Raw genomic sequence first — 19,188 nt, forward strand, 5'->3', positions numbered from 1 at the left:
TCACTCCATCTTTGAATGGTGTTCTAGCATATTGATAATCATGGCAGCGTTATACCCTCCACCAAAGCCATTGTCAATGTTAAGGACGCTTGTACCAGGCGCACAAGAATTAACCATAGAAAGTAGCGTCGTGACCCCGTCTAAATTAGCACCATATCCAATACTGGTTGGTACTGCGTACACAGGATGATCAACTAAACCAGCAACGACACTCGACAACGCACCCTCCATGCCGGCAACTACTACAGAAACATTGCAGGCGCGTATATCCTCAATATGGGCGAAAAGTCGATGTATACCTGAAACGCCAACATCGTAAAATCGTTTTACTGATATCCCCATCACTTCTGCTGTCACGGCGGCTTCTTCAGCAACAGGGAGATCAGAAGTACCAGCGCAAATAATGGCTGTTTGCCGGTCGGTTTTGTGTATATAATTTAAGCGTGTACATACAATATTTGCTGTTGCATGGTATTCTAACTGAGGATATTTTGTAATAATAGTATTCGCTTTTTCACTATTTATTCTAGTAATTAATACCGTTTCCTCGTGTAATAATAGTGAGTGAATAATCTTAATCAAATGTTTTTCAGTTTTGCCTTCCCCAAATATGACTTCGGGAAAACCTTGCCGTTTGCTTCGATGCAAATCAATCTTTGCAAAACCTAATTCATCATATTGATTTAATTCAGCTTTAGCATCAGAAACGGATAATTGATTTGTCTTTACAGCTTGCAGTAATGATTCAATGGAATCATAATGATCTGTCATAATTAAGCCACCTTTATGTTATTAAATCAGTCATGGATATGCATAACTTCGTTCATACTACCTGTACGATAACCTTCTAAATCGATTGTTACATAATCAAATCCAAGTTCTTTAAGATATAGAGTAATTTGATTTCTGTGTTGGATAATGGTAGGAATATCAGTTTCATCAACTTCAATACGTGCTATATTATGATGATAACGTACTCTAACGTGATTTATACCCAAGCTAAGAATGTATTTTTCAGCTTCATTCACTTTGCTTACTTTATTAAAACTTAAAGGTTCTCCATAAGGAATACGAGAAGCTAAGCTGCAAAGTGCTGGTTTGTTCCAAACAGGAAGATCGTGTAATTTGCTCAATTCTCGTACTTCATCTTTATAAAGATCGGCTTCTTGTAAAACACTTCTCACCCCAAATTCAGTTCTTGCTTTAAGTCCAGGTCTGAAATCTGAAATGTCATCCATAATCATGCCATCTAGAACATAATGAAACGCATTATTTTTTCTTAATTCTTCAAGTTTTGCATACAATAAATATTTACTGTAATACCAACTGTCAGGTGTATTTTCAACAATGTGTGGTTCTTTTAATTCTGCAATTTCAGTTTCTATAATATGTGCATTTAGTATGTGTCCTAATTGTATAGCTTGATTAAATTCTTCATTTCTAAACAATTCAGATTTAACAATAACTGCTTTGACATTACTGCTGCCTAATACATCAATTGCTTTTTTTAAGACAAGGCTACTATCTACACCGCCCGAAAAAGCGACTATCACTTGCTTCATTTCTTTTAAGATATTTTCAAGTCTTTCTTCTTTATTTTGTATTTGAGTCATCATTTAAATTGCCTCCTTAATAATTACTTTTAAAACTTAAATATTACGATTCTACGTAAGGTATGGTTAGTGGCCCGAGTGGCATAACACCAATCGTCATATCTTTTCCATATTTTTCTTCTAAAGATTTTAATGTTTTTTCTACATTTGAAACTGGATGTAACATAGCATCTTTTGCTTGTTGGTCGGTTAATTTGGAGTATAAATAAACATGTGCAAAAGTTTGAATTACGGCTTGTTTTTGTACTTGCCATTGGTCTAACATAGCAAAGTTAGGGTCGTTGATCATTTCAACAAGTGCTTTAGGTGTGTCTGCCATTTTAAGTATTTCTGCATAATTACCATGATTTGGAAAACCATCACTACATTCAGATAACATGATGATACTGCCACCCTTTTTAACCACTTTATGAGCGGCACTCATGCCTTTGACTGTTTGATATAAGTTTTGATCTAGCGGGTAACCTGAATTAGAAGCGATGACCACATCAAAACGATGATCACATCTAAACATAGCGTGCTTTTTAGCATAGGCACATCCTTTATCATGTGCTTTATATAATTCACCAGCAAATACTTCTGTAATTTCCTTTTCTTTATTCAACGTGACATTTAACATAAAATCAGGTTTGCACATTGCGTTAATTTCTCTCGTCATATCTTGTACTGGATTATCTGTCATATTGCCCCATGTTGAGCGGATATCGCCAATCATTTTAGCATTGTGAAACGTCATAATTGTGTCTATGCCAGCAATACCAGGCATGATACCTTTTGGACCACCTGAAAAGCCGGCGAAAAAATGTGGTTCAATAAAGCCAGTCACAATTTTGAAATCAGAATCAACATAGTCTTTATTTAAATAAACATCACACCCGTATTTACTTTGGCCTACTTTTTTTAAAGTTTCTTTGTCATTACAATGGTTATGAACAATCCTAACATGATTAACAATATCCTCGCCGAGCATTTGTATTAATTCATCTCTAGTTTGGTCACGATGCGTACCAGTGCCATTAATAATAACAATATTTTCTAAAGGCACATGATCTAATGCTTCAATAATTAATGGTACGAGTACATGATTTGGAGTGGGGCGAGTGATATCGCTAATTACGATTGAAACCGTTTGGTTTGGTTGGACTAAATCACTCAGTGGTTCTGAATCAATAGGATGCTGCAATGCACTGCGTATCGCATCTATGTCGTTTTCAAGTGCAGGAATAGGGGTGGGTTCAATTAATACGCTATTGTCTGGTAATTCAACGTTAAGATTTGATTTGCCATATAATATTTCGGTTTTCAAATTTATTCATCCTCCTTATATGAAGCGCTTACATAAACGCGTGAACTGCGCTGTTCATTCGCATTAATAGATGATTTGTGAGTAAAATATTCATTTGTGCCATAAACACCTTTGTTTTTTTGATATTTATCTACCATAATAACAGCTATTGGACACAATATCGCTGTTGTTATGGCCGAAATTGAAATTTGTGCCGTAGCGAGTGGTGCTATTTTTTCTATCATGGCAAATTCATTTTGACTTAAATTGCCATTTGCTAAAGCAGTTGAAGCAGCTGCAACGACTGCTGCAGGTGTAGACACAGCATTACCCGCTGTAGAAGATTCAGAAATAGGGGCAATGACGCTTTTTTCTTTGAATAATTTAAAGGCAATGACGCCTGTAAATGCAGTACAAATAAAAGTTAATAATGCTAGTGTTAATCCGCCTGATAACACTGAAAAATTAAAGAATTCAGCTAAATTCATACCCGCGCCTAAAGAAAAAGCAAAAAAGGGAATAAGTATGGTTTCGCCTGGGCGTAAAAATTCTGAAATTTTAGGATCAAGATTTCCTAAAATCATTCCTATACTTAATGGTAACAAAACAGAAATAAATGAGATAATAGGAAATGTTGTACCAATAAACCCTAGTGAAATCAGCGTTAATAATGGACCGTCATTAATAGCAAGTATAGACAAACCGCCTACATCAGAACGATTGCCATATGTACTAGTTAAAGCAGCATACATGCCACTATTACTATTTGTCATTGCTGCAATAATGGCTATTGTAGATAATCCAAATAAACCATTCCAAGGGTCAAATAGCAAACCTAATAAAAGACCCACTGCTAGACCCGAAAAATATTTAGTTGTTGTTAATAGCATACCTTTTTTTAATGCTTTGCCGCCAATTTTTAAGTTCATTTGACTTCCTACACAAAAAATAAATAGAGCTATTAAGACAAGTGCGCTATCTTTAAATAATTCTTGTGAAAATCCACCAATTTGCAGCATTTCATAGTAGCCTTCTTCAGTTTTGGGGGCGCCTAAGGATTTTAACAAATTCATTATTGGCTTGAGATGCAATTGATCAATCGTATTGATAGAAGCCCCCAGTAATAATGGCACGACCATCAGCCCGCCAGGTATTTTTTCTATTGTATCCTTAATTCTCATAACAAACATCCCCTTAATATGTTAATGGTTATGGAAAAATGTACTTACAATATTCTTTGTTGTTTGTTTTATTAATTTTTCCGAATTTGAAAAGATTTCTGCTAATGACATAGGCCCATTACTTAAACTAAAAGCACTGATTACGCCAGTATTTTTTAAGTCTGTTATATCTATTTCTACAGCTCCCCCTATAAAAATAACAGGCACGTTATATTTTTGAGCACATTTTGCGATACCAATAGGTGCTTTTCCATAAAACGTTTGATAATCAATTTTTCCTTCCCCTGTAATAACTAGGTCAGCGCGCTTTACATATTTTTCAAATTGAATGTGTTCTATAACAACTTGAATACCATCTTTAAAATAACTAGGAAAAAATGCTTTGAATGCGCCCCCAAGACCACCTGCTGCACCAGCTCCTTTCAAGTCATGAAGTTTTATCCCAGTTGTATTTTCAACATGATTTGCCCAGTGATTAAGATTAAGGTCTAATTGCTTTATATCTTCTGGTGATGCACCTTTTTGTTTTCCAAAAATGAAAGATGCACCGTTTTGACCTACCAAAGGGTTTTGAACATCCGAAGCAATGATAAATTTACAATTAGCAATTCTAGAATCAAAATGTGTTAAATCAATATGATTTAAATTTTTTAATGCGCCACCGCCTAACGTTAATGAATGGTTTTGATTATCTGTTAATTCAGCGCCTAACGCTTGTAGCATACCTGCGCCCGCATCATTGGTTGCAGATCCACCTATAGCTAGGATAAATTTTTTATACCCTTTATTTAATGCATGTAGAATTAATTCGCCAGTTCCATATGTTGTCGTTACCAGTGGATTTAGTGCATCTTCACATAAATGTTTCAACCCGGAAGCTTCTGCCATCTCTATTACACAAGTATCGTTATTTATAACGCCGTATTGCGCAAGCACTTTTTCCCCTAAAGGTCCAGTAACATCAATCGAAGTAAGTACACCATTAGTTGCATTAATTAAGGCTTCTAATGTACCTTCGCCGCCATCTCCAACCGGTAAATCATGAATGATGGCTTTAGGAAATATGTCTAAAATACTTTCTTTCATATAGTTTGTTACTTCACTGGCTTTCATACTACCTTTAAATGAATCTGGTGCTAAAATAATTTCCATGATTATGTTGCTCCTTTTTAGAAAGCGTTTTCTATTACGTGTTCTTTTAGTGTATCGATTTCATTTTCTAGAAAATAGGGTTAAACTATACAAAATTAATGTTCTAATTTTGTATAAAAATTATAAGGGAGTGAGAAAATGAATGTATTGACTGAAGAAATGGCTTCTTTCATAGTTAAAGAAACAGCTAAAAGAACTAGCAGTAATATTAATATTATGGATTACAATGGCGTGATTATTGCTTCCTTTGATCAAAAGCGTGTTGGTATTATACATGAAGGCGCTAGGCAAGTGTTGAAACAAACAGAAACAGTAGTAATTACCCAAGAAGACAGTGTCTGCTTAAAAGGGACGCAAGCAGGTGTTAATTTGCCGATTATTTTTCAAGATAATATTGTGGGTGTCATAGGTATAACAGGCAATCCAGATCAATTAATGCATGTAGCAGATTTAGTTAAAATGTCTACAGAATTATTGTTGTATCAGAATTATTTTACATATGAATTGGAAGGGCAAATACGGACTCAAGAATTACTGATTGAAGAATTGTTAAAAAGTGAAGCTTCAAAATCATTTATACAATATTTGATAAAACACCTAAACATGAATTTATTGACTTTTAAAAAGTGCGTTATTATCGATATAGAAAAACAGATGTTTTCTAGAAATAGTATCGTTCGTTCACTCACTCGTAGTATAGATGGTCGCTCATTTACAATTGCATTCACAAATTACAATCGAATTGTCATTCTAGCTATGGATCAATCTACTTCAGAATTAGATAAAAAAATCAGTAATATATATCAAGTGTTTCAGGATCTTGAATTGAAAGTTTACATGGCTTCGAGTCTGATATTTAAAAATTTAAAAGGTTTTAAAAATGCTTATGAAGAGTGCGAATTGGTATTTATGTTAAATGAAAACGGAGAAGCGATGACTTCATTTGAAGATATTGAAGAAAAAACATTGTTATATCAAATAGACGAAAATATAAGGCAGCGCTATAAAAAGAGAGTTTTAGGGGAGATGGATCAACTGAGTATAGATACGTTAAAAAGCTTCTTTTATAATGATTTAAATATTACAAAGACAGCAAAATATTTATACATTCATAGAAATACGCTGTTATACAGACTAGAAAAGTGTAAAAAAGAAACAGGTTTAAACCCTAAAAAGTACTCTGATGCGGTTAAGTTACAAATTGCTATGTGGTGTTGAGTAAATCATGTAAATGGATTAAGAGAAGGGGATTTAGCGAAATATGAGTAATAAAATAAAAATATTAACAACCATTCATAAAATTGAAGAAGTGACGCGGCTGTATTTTGTTAAAACGATAAAAAGCGCTTTACAAAAAACTGCCTCAACAATATAATTAAATTAAGTTATCACTTTTAAATACTATAAATTTTAAAAACGAATGTTTTTGAATGTGAAAAAATTTGTGATTAATCATAAAATCTATGAAAAAATGGCGCCATTTTGAATAATTAAGTGATAACACATACACTAATGGATTCTTAGTGAATTTTAAGATATTGGAAGTGAACCTTATGTAAAACAAGAAGAGCATCTATAATTTTAAAATGCTAAAGCATAACGCCGAAAATGTATACGCTATGATGTAGTATGTCATTCCGTTTGAGTATTATTTTGATAACATATTGAAATGTAGCTTTTAAAAAACCGCCCAATGATTATATATTAACCAGTTACCTACTTAAAAATAGTTTGTTATGCTATTTATGCCAGTTTAAATTATATTTTAAACTACTAACTACAAAAGTATTATAGTTCTTAACGCAAAACGCTCTATTTATCCTACTTATTTATTATTTTCCACTAATTAAACCAGTTTATATCAACAGTAATAATTGAATAGAATTAAGTGTGTTTCAATTTTATTAACTATAGTGCTAATTGTAGTATGGTAGTTGATATGAAGACTACCTATGATATATCACTTATTTTATAAATCATAGTTGCATAGTGACATAATTGATATCTTAAATTTAAATATGGCAATAAACTGGAAAATTTAAAGTTCTAAGCAATACAGCGTCATGGTATTGCTTAGGCTTTTTTTATTTAATCTGAATTCAATCACTTTGGGGTTTTAAAGCAAAATAAGTATATAATAGTAATTTTTTAGTTGTTTTTTAGATTTTAATATGACATACTCAATAATAATTAGTATGACACATTAAAAGATTGAGGTGCTTTTGTATGACAAAATATATTTATGCATTTGATGAAGGCAAAAAAGCAATGAAAGATTTATTAGGTGGTAAAGGTGCGAATTTAGCAGAAATGAAACGCTTAGGTTTACCTGTTCCCGATGGTTTTACACTGACGACGCAAGCATGTATTGAATATTTGAACCATGGTTCTAAACTTTCAGAAGAGGTTATGGAATCATTACATGAACAATTAGAAGCATTTTCCAAACGCACTAAAAAATCATTTTCTTCCGAAGAAGCGTTATTGTTAGTATCTGTAAGAAGTGGCGCGAAAATTTCTATGCCTGGTATGATGGACACAATATTAAATTTAGGGCTTAATGATAATAATGTTAAAATATTAGCAGAAAAGACGAACGATGAACGTTTCGCATATGATTGTTATCGTAGGTTGTTACAAATGTTTGGTGAAGTTGTATACGATATCCCGATGGCATTATTTGATACATATTTTAATCAATATAAATCGCGATATCATTATCAGAACGATGCAGATATTCCAGCTGAAGGATTGCGAGAAATTTGTGAGTATTATAAAAACGTATATTTAGAAGAGGCTTATAAACCATTTCCACAAGAACCTATTGTGCAATTGACTGAGGCTATTGAAGCAGTGTTTAAATCTTGGGATAACGACCGAGCGCGTGTATATCGTCAGTTAAATGAGATACCATATGGTATTGGTACAGCTGTCAATATTCAAGAGATGGTTTTTGGAAACAGTGGCAATCAAAGTGGTACTGGTGTGGCTTTTACACGCAATCCAGTTACTGGGGAAGCGAAATTGTTTGGTGAATATTTATTAAATGCACAAGGCGAAGACGTTGTGGCAGGTATACGCACACCAAAAAATATTGAGACTTTAAAAGTGCAGATGCCTCACGTTCACCAACAATTTTTAAAGGTTGCTCAACAATTAGAAATGCACTATAAAGATATGCAGGATATTGAATTTACAATTGAAAATGAGCAACTCTATATTTTGCAAACCCGAAATGGTAAACGTACTGCTAATGCAGCGATTCATATTGCGGTAGATTTAGTAGAAGAAGGGATTATTTCAAAAAAAGAAGCTGTTATGAATGTTGAAGTAAAATCAATAGACCAATTACTGCATCCTAATTTTGATGATAATGCATTAGAAGCGGCTACTATTATTTCTAAGATGGGACTACCAGCGAGCCCTGGCGCAGCAAGCGGTCAAATCGTATTTTCGGCTGAAACTGCAAAATTAAAAGCTGAGCAAGGAGCGCATGTTATATTGATGAGGCCTGAAACTTCTCCTGAAGATATTGAAGGTATGATTGCAAGTAAAGCAATTGTTACGACACATGGTGGCATGACGTCTCATGCAGCAGTTGTCGCAAGAGGGATGGGGAAATGTTGCGTGACAGGATGTTCGGATATTGAGATTAATATCATAGATAAAAAAGTAACATATCCAAATGGCACATTAAATGAAGGTGATATTATTTCAGTCGATGGTGCTAAAGGTGACATTTATTTGGATGAAGTTAAAACAACGAAGGCTGAAAGAAGCAAAGACTTTGAAACGTTTATGCAATGGTCAGAAGAAGTGGCAAGGTTAGACGTACGTATGAACGCAGAAACGCCCCAAGATATTCAAGCAGGTTACCAATTTGGAGCGAAAGGTATCGGTTTAGTCCGTACTGAGCATATGTTCTTTGGGGCAGAACGTTTAATTGAAATGAGACGGTTTATCTTATCTTATACACAAGAAAATAGGATTAATGCTTTAAATAAGATTAAGCAATATCAAAAAGAAGACTTTGAAACAATATTAAAACTGTCGGGCGAACGTCCAACTATCATTCGTTTGCTGGACCCGCCACTACATGAATTTTTACCTAAATCAACAGAGGAAAAACACAGTGTTGCGCGTCAGCTTAATGTATCTGTTTCAGAATTGGAACACTATATAGCAAGTTTAAATGAAGTGAATCCTATGTTAGGTCATCGTGGTTGTCGTTTAGCTATAACTTATCCAGAACTTTATATCATGCAAGCAGAAGCTATTGTCGAGAGTGCTTTGAAACTGAAACAACAAGGCATTGATTGCCAACCTGAAATTATGATTCCGCTTGTTTCTTCTGTGTCAGAGTTTACAACATTAAAAGCACAAATCATAGATAAAATAGAAAGATTAGAAATTGAAATGGATGAAAGCGCGCATTACTTGCTTGGCACTATGATTGAAACACCGAGGGCGTGTCTAATTGCTGAAGATTTAGCAAAAGAATGTGACTTCTTTAGTTTTGGGACAAATGATTTAACGCAATTAACATTCGGTTTCTCACGTGATGATGCTGGTAAATTTATAAATGCATATTCAGAACAAGGTATATTAGATATAGACCCATTCCAAACATTAGATTTAGAGGGTGTAGGGCAATTAATTCAACGGACGACAGAACAGGCGAAATCTGTAAATCCGACGATTAAAATAGGTGTGTGTGGAGAGTTAGGCGGAGACCATAGATCCATACAATATTTTAACCAATTAGAATTAGATTATGTTTCTTGCTCACCGTTTAGAGTGCCCGGTGCCTTACTATCTACGGCACAAAGTGAAGTCAAAGGTGGTAGATTACGTGTCCAATGATTTTGAGCAATTACAACTAAGCCTATTTGTTGTATCCGACTCAATCGGAGAAACTGCACAACGTATGATTAACGCAACATTAACGCAGTTTCCGGATATAGTTCATGTTGAGATAAAAAAGTTTCCTTTTATCAAAAATTACGATGAATTACTTAATGTGCTTTCATTAGCCAAAAAACGCGGCGCAGTGGTTGTAACGACTTTAGTGAATCCAGAATTTAATAAAAGAGGCCGGCAATATGCACTTGAACAACAAATTCCATATGTTGATTACATGTCGGATTTAATCGGTATTATTCAGCGACGAACGAATTGTTCACCAATTTTAGAAAGTGGTGCATTACGCAAATTAGACGAAAATTATTTTAAAAGAATTGAAGCCATAGAATATGCTGTTAAGTATGATGACGGAAAACATTTTACTGACATAGAAGAAGCGGACGCTTTAATCATAGGTGTTTCTCGTACTTCAAAGACACCACTTAGTATGTATTTAGCAAATAAAGGATATAAGATAGCAAATATCCCTTTGGTACCAGAAGTGGATATACCAGATGAGGTTTTTAGACATAAAGAACTCAAAATATTTGGTTTAACAGCCAAACCTAATTATATTTTAAATATTCGGAATGAGCGCGTGAAGATATTGGGATTACACGGGCCAACTGATTATAATAGTATTGACCGCATCAAGGAAGAATTGATGTACGCCGAAGAAATGTTTGCCAAGTTGAATGCAATTGTAGTTAACACTGAACATAAATCTATAGAGGAATCAGCATTCTATATAGAAAGATTTTTATAGCGTGCAGAGATGAACGAATAGAAAGTCGTATTTAAGACTGCCCGCATGACTATAATACAAAAAGTCATGCGGGTCATTTTATGTTAGCTTTTAATCTTTATACGTACGTGTAATCTTGGCTTTGGATATCATATATATTATCCATCCAGCAATAGCAGCAATCGTAGCAAAAATTAACAATTGATAAGTTAACTCTGAATTTTCAGGGAGAGATTGATGTATGACAAACGGGATTAAGTAATTATTTATATTGAAGACAATAAACATAGCAAATGCAAATATGAAACTTCCTTTACGTGCTTTTTTAATATATCGTTGGTATCCCTTTTTAGAATCGACTTCAAAACGATCTATTTTTTTATTGCGAAGTGAAGAAGTAAACACAATCGAAGCTGCGGTTAATGCAATCATTGCAAGTATACTAACGACTGGAATTTGTTTTAGATACATAGAAACAAAGATGTCCAATGTGGAAATAATCAAAGTGCCCCAAAATATCCATACATATAGTTTGGCATATATATTTAATAACACTTTCCGTTCATATTCATCTGTATATCTATAATTTGGAATTAAGCGGAGTATTTTTTCGTTAGTCAATATCAGCGTCCTCCTCTTTTTTTATTAATTTTACACGTGAGTCTTTTGCAACGGTAAAAATAGCCCACATTAAAAATGGTAAATAAGTACTTATATTGAATAAATAACTAAAATTCAAGGGATTACCTGCCAGGATAGGTGCAACGATAGTTGCGGTAACTGGCATATAAATTAAAGCAATAACTAAGAAAATAATTCTTTTATTCCGTGTTTCTTTGAGCAATTGATGATATGTATATTGATCATGTACTTCGATTTCTACGGGGTCAGCGCTGAATTGGTTCATGCTCACTCTACAAAATAAAATAATAATTAATAGTACACCGCCAATGGTGAACGGAGATAAAAATGCGCGTTCAATATCTAGAAAAATAGATAAATATACTAAAGCTAATAGTGTATATAAAGCAATGATAGCAATTTTTGCCATTAACTTATCTATTTCATGCCGCTGGTACTCATCTGGTATACCAATTAAACCAGCAAAATTTTGATAAATCCATTTGTCTTTTTTATTCATTCGTTTCTTCCTCCCAAAATAAATCGTTTAACGTGACATTTAACGCTTTCGCAATATGTATACATAAGTTTAATGAAGGATTGTACTTGTTATTTTCAACCATATTAATCGTCTGTCGTGAGACACCTGATGAACGTGCTAAAGAAAGTTGAGATATTTTTTGTTGGATTCGATAATGTTTTACTTTGTTCAATTTACGGACTCACTGCCTTTTTTATAGTTAGAATGATGTGATTATGTCAAATATATATGACATAATTTTTGCGGTCAAGGCAATATAAAATGAAAAATATATTTATAGTTATTTTATTAACTTTATTATTGAATATGAATTGATCTATACAAAAATAGAGAACAAAACAGAATTCATATTTTGTGAAATGAATTCTGTCCCGCTCCCTATCTGTTGGCAATAGTTCATTGAATTGACCTATATTAGTATTAAATAATTATCTATACACACTAGAAGTGGCGACAGGAGGTGAAAAGGTATGTTTAGAGAGATCAATGTTTGTTATTCTCGTTTATATTTATGGATGGTTTCGAATACAGTTTGTATATATCAATTTCAATAACTATGGCGTTTGATAATGAATTGTGGCAGTAAATGTAACAACGTCTTTGGTTGGATTACAGTAGCTATGAGCTACATCACTGTTAAAACGAAAAGCTTGGTTATTGCTAATTGTATAAGTGGTTCCATCGACTTCAATTTTTAAACTGCCTGTGTTAACAATGATAAATTCTTCTGATTGCACATGGTGTGCATCGGAGTCCATTTTACCACCAGGTTGAATTTCCATTTTAAACATTTCAAAGTGATTCTTATCATTATATGGAAAATAAGGATAGATTTTAATGTTGTCATCCATAATAGGGACGATGTCTGACTCGTCTACAAAATCTACACACTCTTTTTTTGTTGATGTAAGTTCAGAAAGAGAGAGGTGTAACCCGTTGGCAATTTTCCATAACGTAGTAATGGTTGGATTGGACACGCCTTTTTCAATTTGGCTCAGCATATTTTTGCTAACACCAGTTAAATTAGACATTTTATCTAAACTAAGTTGATGTTTACTACGATAATCAGCAATATTTTTGGCAATGATATTTTGAATATTATACAAGTGAATCGCTCCTATTTACATTATAACGTACATATTGTACCATATATAATGTTATTTATGAAAATAGTTAAGTAAGGTGGACAAAATGGAAAATAATAGAAAAGTAAAACCGATTAATTGGTTATTATTTATAGGCATATTGCTTGTAGGCGCGAATCTTAGGGCGCCTATTACTTCGATTGGTGTTGCGTTACCTGATATTAAACACGACTTAGCCATGTCTAATAGTGCGGTTAGCGTGATTACAGTAGTACCATTGATTGCATTTGCAATTGTTTCATTATTTGCTGCGAAAACAAGTAATCGCTTTGGATTAGAGAAAACGATTTTTGTAGCTTTATGGTTGATACTGATTGGTGTTATTGTACGTTCAGTCATAGGTATTTCATGGCTGTATATAGGTACGGTTCTTATCGGTATTGGTATTGGTTTTGGCAATGTACTTGCGCCCGCTGTTATTAAAGCGAAGTTCCCCTTACATATAGGTATTATGACGGGTTACTATACAGTGGTTATGAATGTATTTGGAGGGCTATCTTCCTATGGAACAGCGCCACTTGTCAAAGCATTTAATTACAACATTGCTATTAGCGTGATAGGTGTGATTACGCTGATAACAATCATTATATGGATATTTCAATTAAATACTAAGCAAGATACAACAGCCTCCGTACCACAAGAGAGTGTTAATGTTTGGAAGTCTCCGTTATCATGGCAAATCACCATGCTTATGGGCGGGCAATCACTGATTTTTTATTCGTTAATCAATTGGTTACCTGCGTACTTATCTCAAAATGGTATGTCGATTAATGAAGCAGGCATGTATTTATCTATAATGCAAATAGCAATTATACCTTTAACGTTTATTACTCCAATTTTTGCTACTAAAATGAAGTCGCAATTCCTATTAACATTTTTGACTGGGGTTTGTTTTGTGATTGGCGTCTCGATTATGTTGTTTAAACCAGAATTTGCTCTCATTTCAACAGTATTAATCGGTGTTGCTAGTGGTATAGCATTTGGCCTAGTAAACACATTCTTTAGTTTGAGAACTGAACATAGCCAAACATCAGCTAAGTTGTCAGGTATGGCACAATCAGTAGGTTATATATTTGCTGCTGTTGGCCCATTATTGTTTGGTGTATTACATGATGCAACAGGCAAATGGATGGCATCATTAAGTATTTTATTAATCACTTCATTGTTAATCACATTATTTGGATCACAAGCTGGTCGTAATCGTACGATAGAGAAAACGATGGAAGAATAGACAGTCTATTTTAAATATTGTACGATATTTTGTAACGTACTTTAGCTTGGTATTTAATACATTTAAAATAGTTGAGCTTAATAAATTGTGCTGCATTTTAATATACAAAATCACAAAAAGTACTTAGTATTCATTAATAATTAATAAACATGATGAGGTGTCTGTATGCAATTAATATTTGATCCAAGTGTAAGCCCAATTTATAGAGGAATACTTGCATTTTTCTTTGTCGTTAATATAGCGTTAGCTTTTGTTATTGTTTTTTTAGACCGAGATAGAAGAGACGCTACTGCAACATGGGCTTGGCTTTTTTTACTCTTTGTCGTGCCCATTTTAGGTTTTATCATCTATATCTTTTTTGGGCGAGGTGTACGAAAAAAACGTGAACAAGGTTTTCACAATAACCAGATAGATGATATAAAAAAACGTATGAAAACACAATTGTTAGATTCTACCAATAAGATAAACAATTCCGATTCTCCATTAATAAAAAAGCACGCAGATATTGTAAATACATTATTAACAAAAGAACCTACATTTTTAAGTTATAATAATAATGTTGACATTTATACTGATGGCCATCAGTTGTTTGATCAAATGAAAGAAGATTTACGTAACGCAAAACATTATATTCATTTAGAATATTATGTTTTGAAATTAGATGGTTTAGGTTCTGAAATCGTTGATATTTTGCAGCAAAAAGCTGAAGAAGGTTTAGAAGTTAAAATATTGTATGATGCAGTCGGCTCTAAATCAGTACATAAATCTAAATTCAAAAAATTTCAAGAAGCTGGTGGGCAAGTTGAAGCTTTCTTCCAAGCTAAGATTCCTTTAGTGAATTTTAGAGTTAATAATAGAAATCACCGTAAAATTTTAGTCATCGATGGTATGACCGGTTATGTAGGTGGATTTAATATTGGTGACGAATATTTGGGATTAGACGAGAACTTTGGTTACTGGCGTGATACGCACTTAAGAGTTAAGGGCGATGGCGTAGACGCTTTACAATTAAGTTTCATACATGATTGGAATTCTCAATCCCACCGTGAACAACTCGAATATACTGACAAGTATTTCCCGGATAACGCAAATCAAGGCGGAGATGTTCCACTGCAAATCGCACTCAGTGCGCCTAGCGATAATTGGCATCAAATAGAGTTTGGTTATATGAAAATGATTATGAATGCAAAAAAATCTATTTATATGCACAGTCCTTATTTTATACCGGATAAAGGTTATGTTAACGCCTTACGTATAGCTGCAAAAGCTGGTGTCGACGTTCGGTTAATCATACCTAATAAACCGGACCATATCTTCGTATATTGGGCAACGATTACAAGTGTTGCTCAATTGATTAGAGACGGCGTCAAAGTCTATACCTATGAGAATGGTTTTATTCATTCTAAGATGATGATTATCGATGACGAAGTAGCTAGTGTAGGATCATCAAACATGGATGTGCGTAGTTTTGAATTAAATTTTGAAATTAATGCCTTTATGTATGATGAAAAGATTGTGAAAGAACTGAAAGCTGCATTTATGGAAGATTTGAAAGTATCAGAAGAACTCACAGAAGCACGTTACGAACAACGTTCAACTTGGATTAAATTTAAGCAATCTATTGCAAAACTAGCATCTCCAATTTTATAAAAAATTGAAAGCAATCAGATATATTGCACTCCCACGACATAAAAATTAAATTGCCTTACGACTGAAACATAGTTAATCGTATTGTTTTGAAGGTGCGCAATCGATATTTTATTGGTGTGGTGAGCGATAAAACTCAGCATTTCAATCATTTATCATTCTAACGAGAATGGGTATTAGAAATCAAATTAGCATTTTTGATTTCTATCCCGTTCTCGTTTTTATTATAATAATGTAAGCGATGTAAGAGGAAAAATTTATAAATTAGAATGAAAACAAGGGGGGGATTGGATGCAACGTGAGGCAGGTCAATATATTTATCGACAATTATATAGTCAATTAAAAGAAGATATACTTGCATTCAAATATGAGAGCCGTGAGAAATTACCTTCAAAAAGGGATATGGCTAAATATTTAAACATCAGCGTGAATAGTGTGAAAGCTGCGTATGAACAATTGCTAGCAGAAGGTTACATTTATACTGAAGAGCGAAAAGGATATTTTATTGAACCTTTAGACAAGTTGATTGTGGATCCAAATGCACAAATCGCTTTGGAAGTTCAAGAGTTTCCCACTGAAGATAGTTTTGAGTACTCTTTTTCACATATGAGTACGGATATTGCAGCATTTCCAGTCGATTTATGGACTAAATTGATTAAACGTGTATTTCAAAATTATGATAATTATTTATCTTCGATACCTCATATTAAAGGCCCAGTTGAGCTAAGGCAGTCGATTGCTAAATTAGTATCTTATCAAAGGGGCATACAATGTCATCCAGAACAAATCGTTATTGGTTCTGGTACGAATACTTTATTAACAAAACTCATGCAGCTATTACCTAAGGGTATAAAAATTGCAGTAGAAAACCCGGGTTATTCAAGATTTAGGTCTTTGATTAAACAAACACACGCACATTTAGAACCAATTTCTTTAGATAATAAAGGTATATCGATTAATAAAATCAAACAAGTTCAACCCGGCGCTGTTATAGTGACACCATCACATCAATTTCCTATGGGGACAATTATGCCTGTTTCACGTCGTATTAATCTTTTGAATTGGGCAAGTGAAACACATAGTTATATCATTGAAGACGATTATGATAGTGAATTTAAATATGAAACAGATAATATACCTTCATTGTTTAGTTTTGACAAAAATGAACGTGTGATTTATTTAGGTACTTTTTCTAAAACTTTAATGCCTGGATTACGGATAAGTTATATGATTTTACCAATTAAATTAGTGAAACAATTTGAGATGTTGAACTTAAATATGATACCTGATTTCTCAATGATTAATGCACTGACATTAAATTTAATGATCAAAGAAGGACATTATGAAAAATATGTAAAAAAGATGCATCATTTATATGAAAAGAAAAGGGAATACCTTATAGCACAACTAACAAATGTGTTTAAAAATAATATTAAAGTTAAAGATACACGCGCGGGTTTGCATTTCATCGTGGAAATCAACACCACATATTCTTATGCTGAAATTGAATCTCGTGCCAAAGAAAAAAGATTGGAACTTTATACGTTAAACCGATTTTCTGTAGAACCGCTTGAAAATAATAAGACGAATAAAACGCTTATTATGGGTTTTTCAAAAATCAAACAGGCACAGATACCCCAAGCTGTACGACGTTTAAAGGAAGTGCTCTGGGAATAAACTGGTACCATTAAAGTGATATAACTGGTTCTTTACACTATACCAATAATCCCTTAAATTTTTAGGAAACTGTAAATCTTGAATTAAGTTAACAAGGAGGGATGATTGATGATAAATCAATTTGAACATTATAAAAAACAAAGGGAACAATATGTAGCGCGTGGTGTAGGCAATGGCAACTTACATGTTGCAGAGCATGCACAGAGTGCTACCATCACGGATGTAGAAGGTAATCAGTTTATTGATTTTGCAGGTGCAATTGGTACATTAAATGTAGGTCATACACATCCTAAAATAACGAAACATTTAAAAGAACAATTAGATAAGTTTATACATCCTGGCTTCAATGTCATTATGTATGAAAGTTACTTAAATTTAGCGCAAAAGTTAACTGAAATTACACCAGGTGATTTTGCTAAAAAAACAATCTTGCTTAATTCAGGTGCAGAAGCTGTAGAAAATGCGGTCAAAATTGCTAGAAAGTATACTGGAAGACAAGCGGTCGTATCATTTGTGAGAGGGTTTCATGGCCGTACTAATTTGACGATGTCTATGACGAGTAAAGTAAAGCCTTACAAATTAGGATTTGGACCTTTCGCCTCAGCTGTTTACCAAGCACCATACCCTAATATTTCTGAAAAATCTGAAGAATTATCGAAAGCAGCTTATGTCGATCAAATAATACAAAAATTACATGACTTTTTTATTGAAACAGTAGATCCAAGTGAAGTTGCCTGTATTGTAATGGAACCAGTACAAGGCGAAGGTGGCTTTATTATACCTGATAAAAAATTCGTGACAGCTGTTAAAAATATATGTGAAGCTAACGGAATTATTTTTGTTGCAGATGAAATTCAAACAGGTTTTGCAAGAACTGGCAAAACGTTTGCGATTGAACATTTTGGTATTGAGCCAGATTTAATAACAGTATCTAAATCTTTAGCAGCAGGCTTTCCATTGAGCGGTGTGGTTGGGAGAGCAGAAATGATAGATAGTGCAGCACCTGGAGAACTAGGCGGCACCTATGCTGGAAATCCTTTAGCGTGTGAAGCAGCTTTAAAAGTCATTGAAATTATAGAAGAAGAAGATTTAAATAGCAAAGCCGAAAAACTAGGCGAGCAACTTGAAGATTACTTATATCAAATAGCAAAGCAGCATCCATATATAGCTCGTATTCGAAGACTTGGGGCTATGGTTGCTTGTGAAATTATTGATGAACAGAAGGGTGAACCTGATAAAGCATTAACCGGAAAAATTATTCAAACGGCAAATGAACAAGGTTTGCTATTATTATCTGCTGGCATTAAAGGGAATGTTATTCGTTTCTTAGCACCTTTAGTCATTTCAGAAGATGAATTGCAACAAGGTTTATCCATTTTAACCAATACATTAAATGTAGTGGGTACTACCCAAACGCATATGAACGGTTAAAAATTTATTTTTAAATA

At 33.6% G+C, this 19,188-nt stretch carries 16 protein-coding genes; 7 read left to right on the top strand and 9 right to left on the bottom strand.

All coding sequences use genetic code 11. The annotated features are described in order from the left end of the window. The 5 genes from larB to KA894_RS08350 are packed head-to-tail and all read right to left on the bottom strand — an operon-like array spanning position 1 to position 5,231. A complete protein-coding gene (gene larB, locus KA894_RS08330; RefSeq protein WP_119487868.1) occupies positions 1-771 on the bottom strand; it encodes a nickel pincer cofactor biosynthesis protein LarB in 771 nt (256 codons plus the stop codon). A 26-nt stretch (positions 772-797) separates the two neighbouring features. Next, the gene (gene larE, locus KA894_RS08335; protein WP_210133898.1) at positions 798-1,613 is read right to left on the bottom strand and encodes an ATP-dependent sacrificial sulfur transferase LarE; all 816 of its coding nucleotides are present in this window, start codon (positions 1,611-1,613) and stop codon (positions 798-800) included. 43 nt (positions 1,614-1,656) lie between these two features. Beyond that, on the bottom strand, positions 1,657-2,919 hold the full coding sequence (larA, locus tag KA894_RS08340; RefSeq protein ID WP_096808238.1) for a nickel-dependent lactate racemase: 1,263 nt from the start codon (positions 2,917-2,919) through the stop codon (positions 1,657-1,659). A 2-nt stretch (positions 2,920-2,921) separates the two neighbouring features. Further along, complete coding sequence (locus tag KA894_RS08345; protein WP_103372955.1) at positions 2,922-4,079, bottom strand: 2-keto-3-deoxygluconate permease; 1,158 nt, start codon at positions 4,077-4,079, stop codon at positions 2,922-2,924. 21 nt (positions 4,080-4,100) lie between these two features. Next, complete coding sequence (locus tag KA894_RS08350; RefSeq protein WP_103372956.1) at positions 4,101-5,231, bottom strand: glycerate kinase; 1,131 nt, start codon at positions 5,229-5,231, stop codon at positions 4,101-4,103. Between the two features lie 138 nt (positions 5,232-5,369). On the opposite strand from KA894_RS08350, the gene KA894_RS08355 reads away from it, so the two are divergent. The 3 genes from KA894_RS08355 (at position 5,370) to KA894_RS08365 (ending at position 10,899) form a co-directional block, all read left to right on the top strand. Continuing rightward, the gene (locus KA894_RS08355; protein ID WP_119487866.1) at positions 5,370-6,449 is read left to right on the top strand and encodes a CdaR family transcriptional regulator; all 1,080 of its coding nucleotides are present in this window, start codon (positions 5,370-5,372) and stop codon (positions 6,447-6,449) included. Positions 6,450-7,457: 1,008 nt separating this feature from the next. After that, entirely contained in the window at positions 7,458-10,094 is a 2,637-nt protein-coding gene (gene ppdK / locus KA894_RS08360) for a pyruvate, phosphate dikinase (protein ID WP_119487865.1), read from the top strand. Continuing rightward, the gene (locus tag KA894_RS08365) at positions 10,084-10,899 is read left to right on the top strand and encodes a pyruvate, water dikinase regulatory protein (protein WP_119487864.1); all 816 of its coding nucleotides are present in this window, start codon (positions 10,084-10,086) and stop codon (positions 10,897-10,899) included. The genes ppdK and KA894_RS08365 overlap by 11 nt, the downstream gene beginning before the upstream one ends. A 90-nt stretch (positions 10,900-10,989) precedes the next feature. Here KA894_RS08365 and KA894_RS08370 read toward each other — a convergent pair whose 3' ends face one another. From KA894_RS08370 to KA894_RS08385, 4 genes are all read right to left on the bottom strand, one after another. Then, positions 10,990-11,499 carry a hypothetical protein gene (locus tag KA894_RS08370; protein WP_119487863.1) on the bottom strand — a complete coding sequence of 170 codons (510 nt, stop codon included), beginning with the start codon at positions 11,497-11,499 and terminating at the stop codon, positions 10,990-10,992. Then, the gene (locus KA894_RS08375) at positions 11,492-12,019 is read right to left on the bottom strand and encodes a hypothetical protein (protein WP_107643967.1); all 528 of its coding nucleotides are present in this window, start codon (positions 12,017-12,019) and stop codon (positions 11,492-11,494) included. The genes KA894_RS08370 and KA894_RS08375 overlap by 8 nt, the downstream gene beginning before the upstream one ends. Further along, on the bottom strand, positions 12,012-12,212 hold the full coding sequence (locus KA894_RS08380) for a helix-turn-helix transcriptional regulator (protein ID WP_103372959.1): 201 nt from the start codon (positions 12,210-12,212) through the stop codon (positions 12,012-12,014). The genes KA894_RS08375 and KA894_RS08380 overlap by 8 nt, the downstream gene beginning before the upstream one ends. 382 nt (positions 12,213-12,594) lie before the next feature. Next, positions 12,595-13,146: a helix-turn-helix domain-containing protein gene (locus KA894_RS08385; protein ID WP_096808247.1), complete on the bottom strand. Its 552-nt coding sequence runs from the start codon at positions 13,144-13,146 to the stop codon at positions 12,595-12,597. A gap of 85 nt (positions 13,147-13,231) precedes the next feature. On the opposite strand from KA894_RS08385, the gene KA894_RS08390 reads away from it, so the two are divergent. From KA894_RS08390 to gabT, 4 genes are all read left to right on the top strand, one after another. After that, entirely contained in the window at positions 13,232-14,416 is a 1,185-nt protein-coding gene (locus KA894_RS08390; protein WP_107643966.1) for a CynX/NimT family MFS transporter, read from the top strand. Positions 14,417-14,581: 165 nt separating this feature from the next. Beyond that, entirely contained in the window at positions 14,582-16,066 is a 1,485-nt protein-coding gene (gene cls / locus KA894_RS08395; protein WP_096808249.1) for a cardiolipin synthase, read from the top strand. A gap of 288 nt (positions 16,067-16,354) precedes the next feature. After that, positions 16,355-17,740 (top strand): MocR-like transcriptional regulator GabR, encoded by a 1,386-nt coding sequence (gene gabR, locus KA894_RS08400; RefSeq protein WP_119487861.1) that lies wholly within the window; start codon positions 16,355-16,357, stop codon positions 17,738-17,740. Between the two features lie 108 nt (positions 17,741-17,848). Next, a complete protein-coding gene (gene gabT / locus KA894_RS08405; protein ID WP_096808251.1) occupies positions 17,849-19,171 on the top strand; it encodes a 4-aminobutyrate--2-oxoglutarate transaminase in 1,323 nt (440 codons plus the stop codon). Positions 19,172-19,188: the final 17 nt, after the last annotated feature.

The sequence above is a fragment of the Staphylococcus sp. GDY8P131P genome (assembly GCF_017891975.1).
GTDB lineage: Bacteria > Bacillota > Bacilli > Staphylococcales > Staphylococcaceae > Staphylococcus > Staphylococcus nepalensis.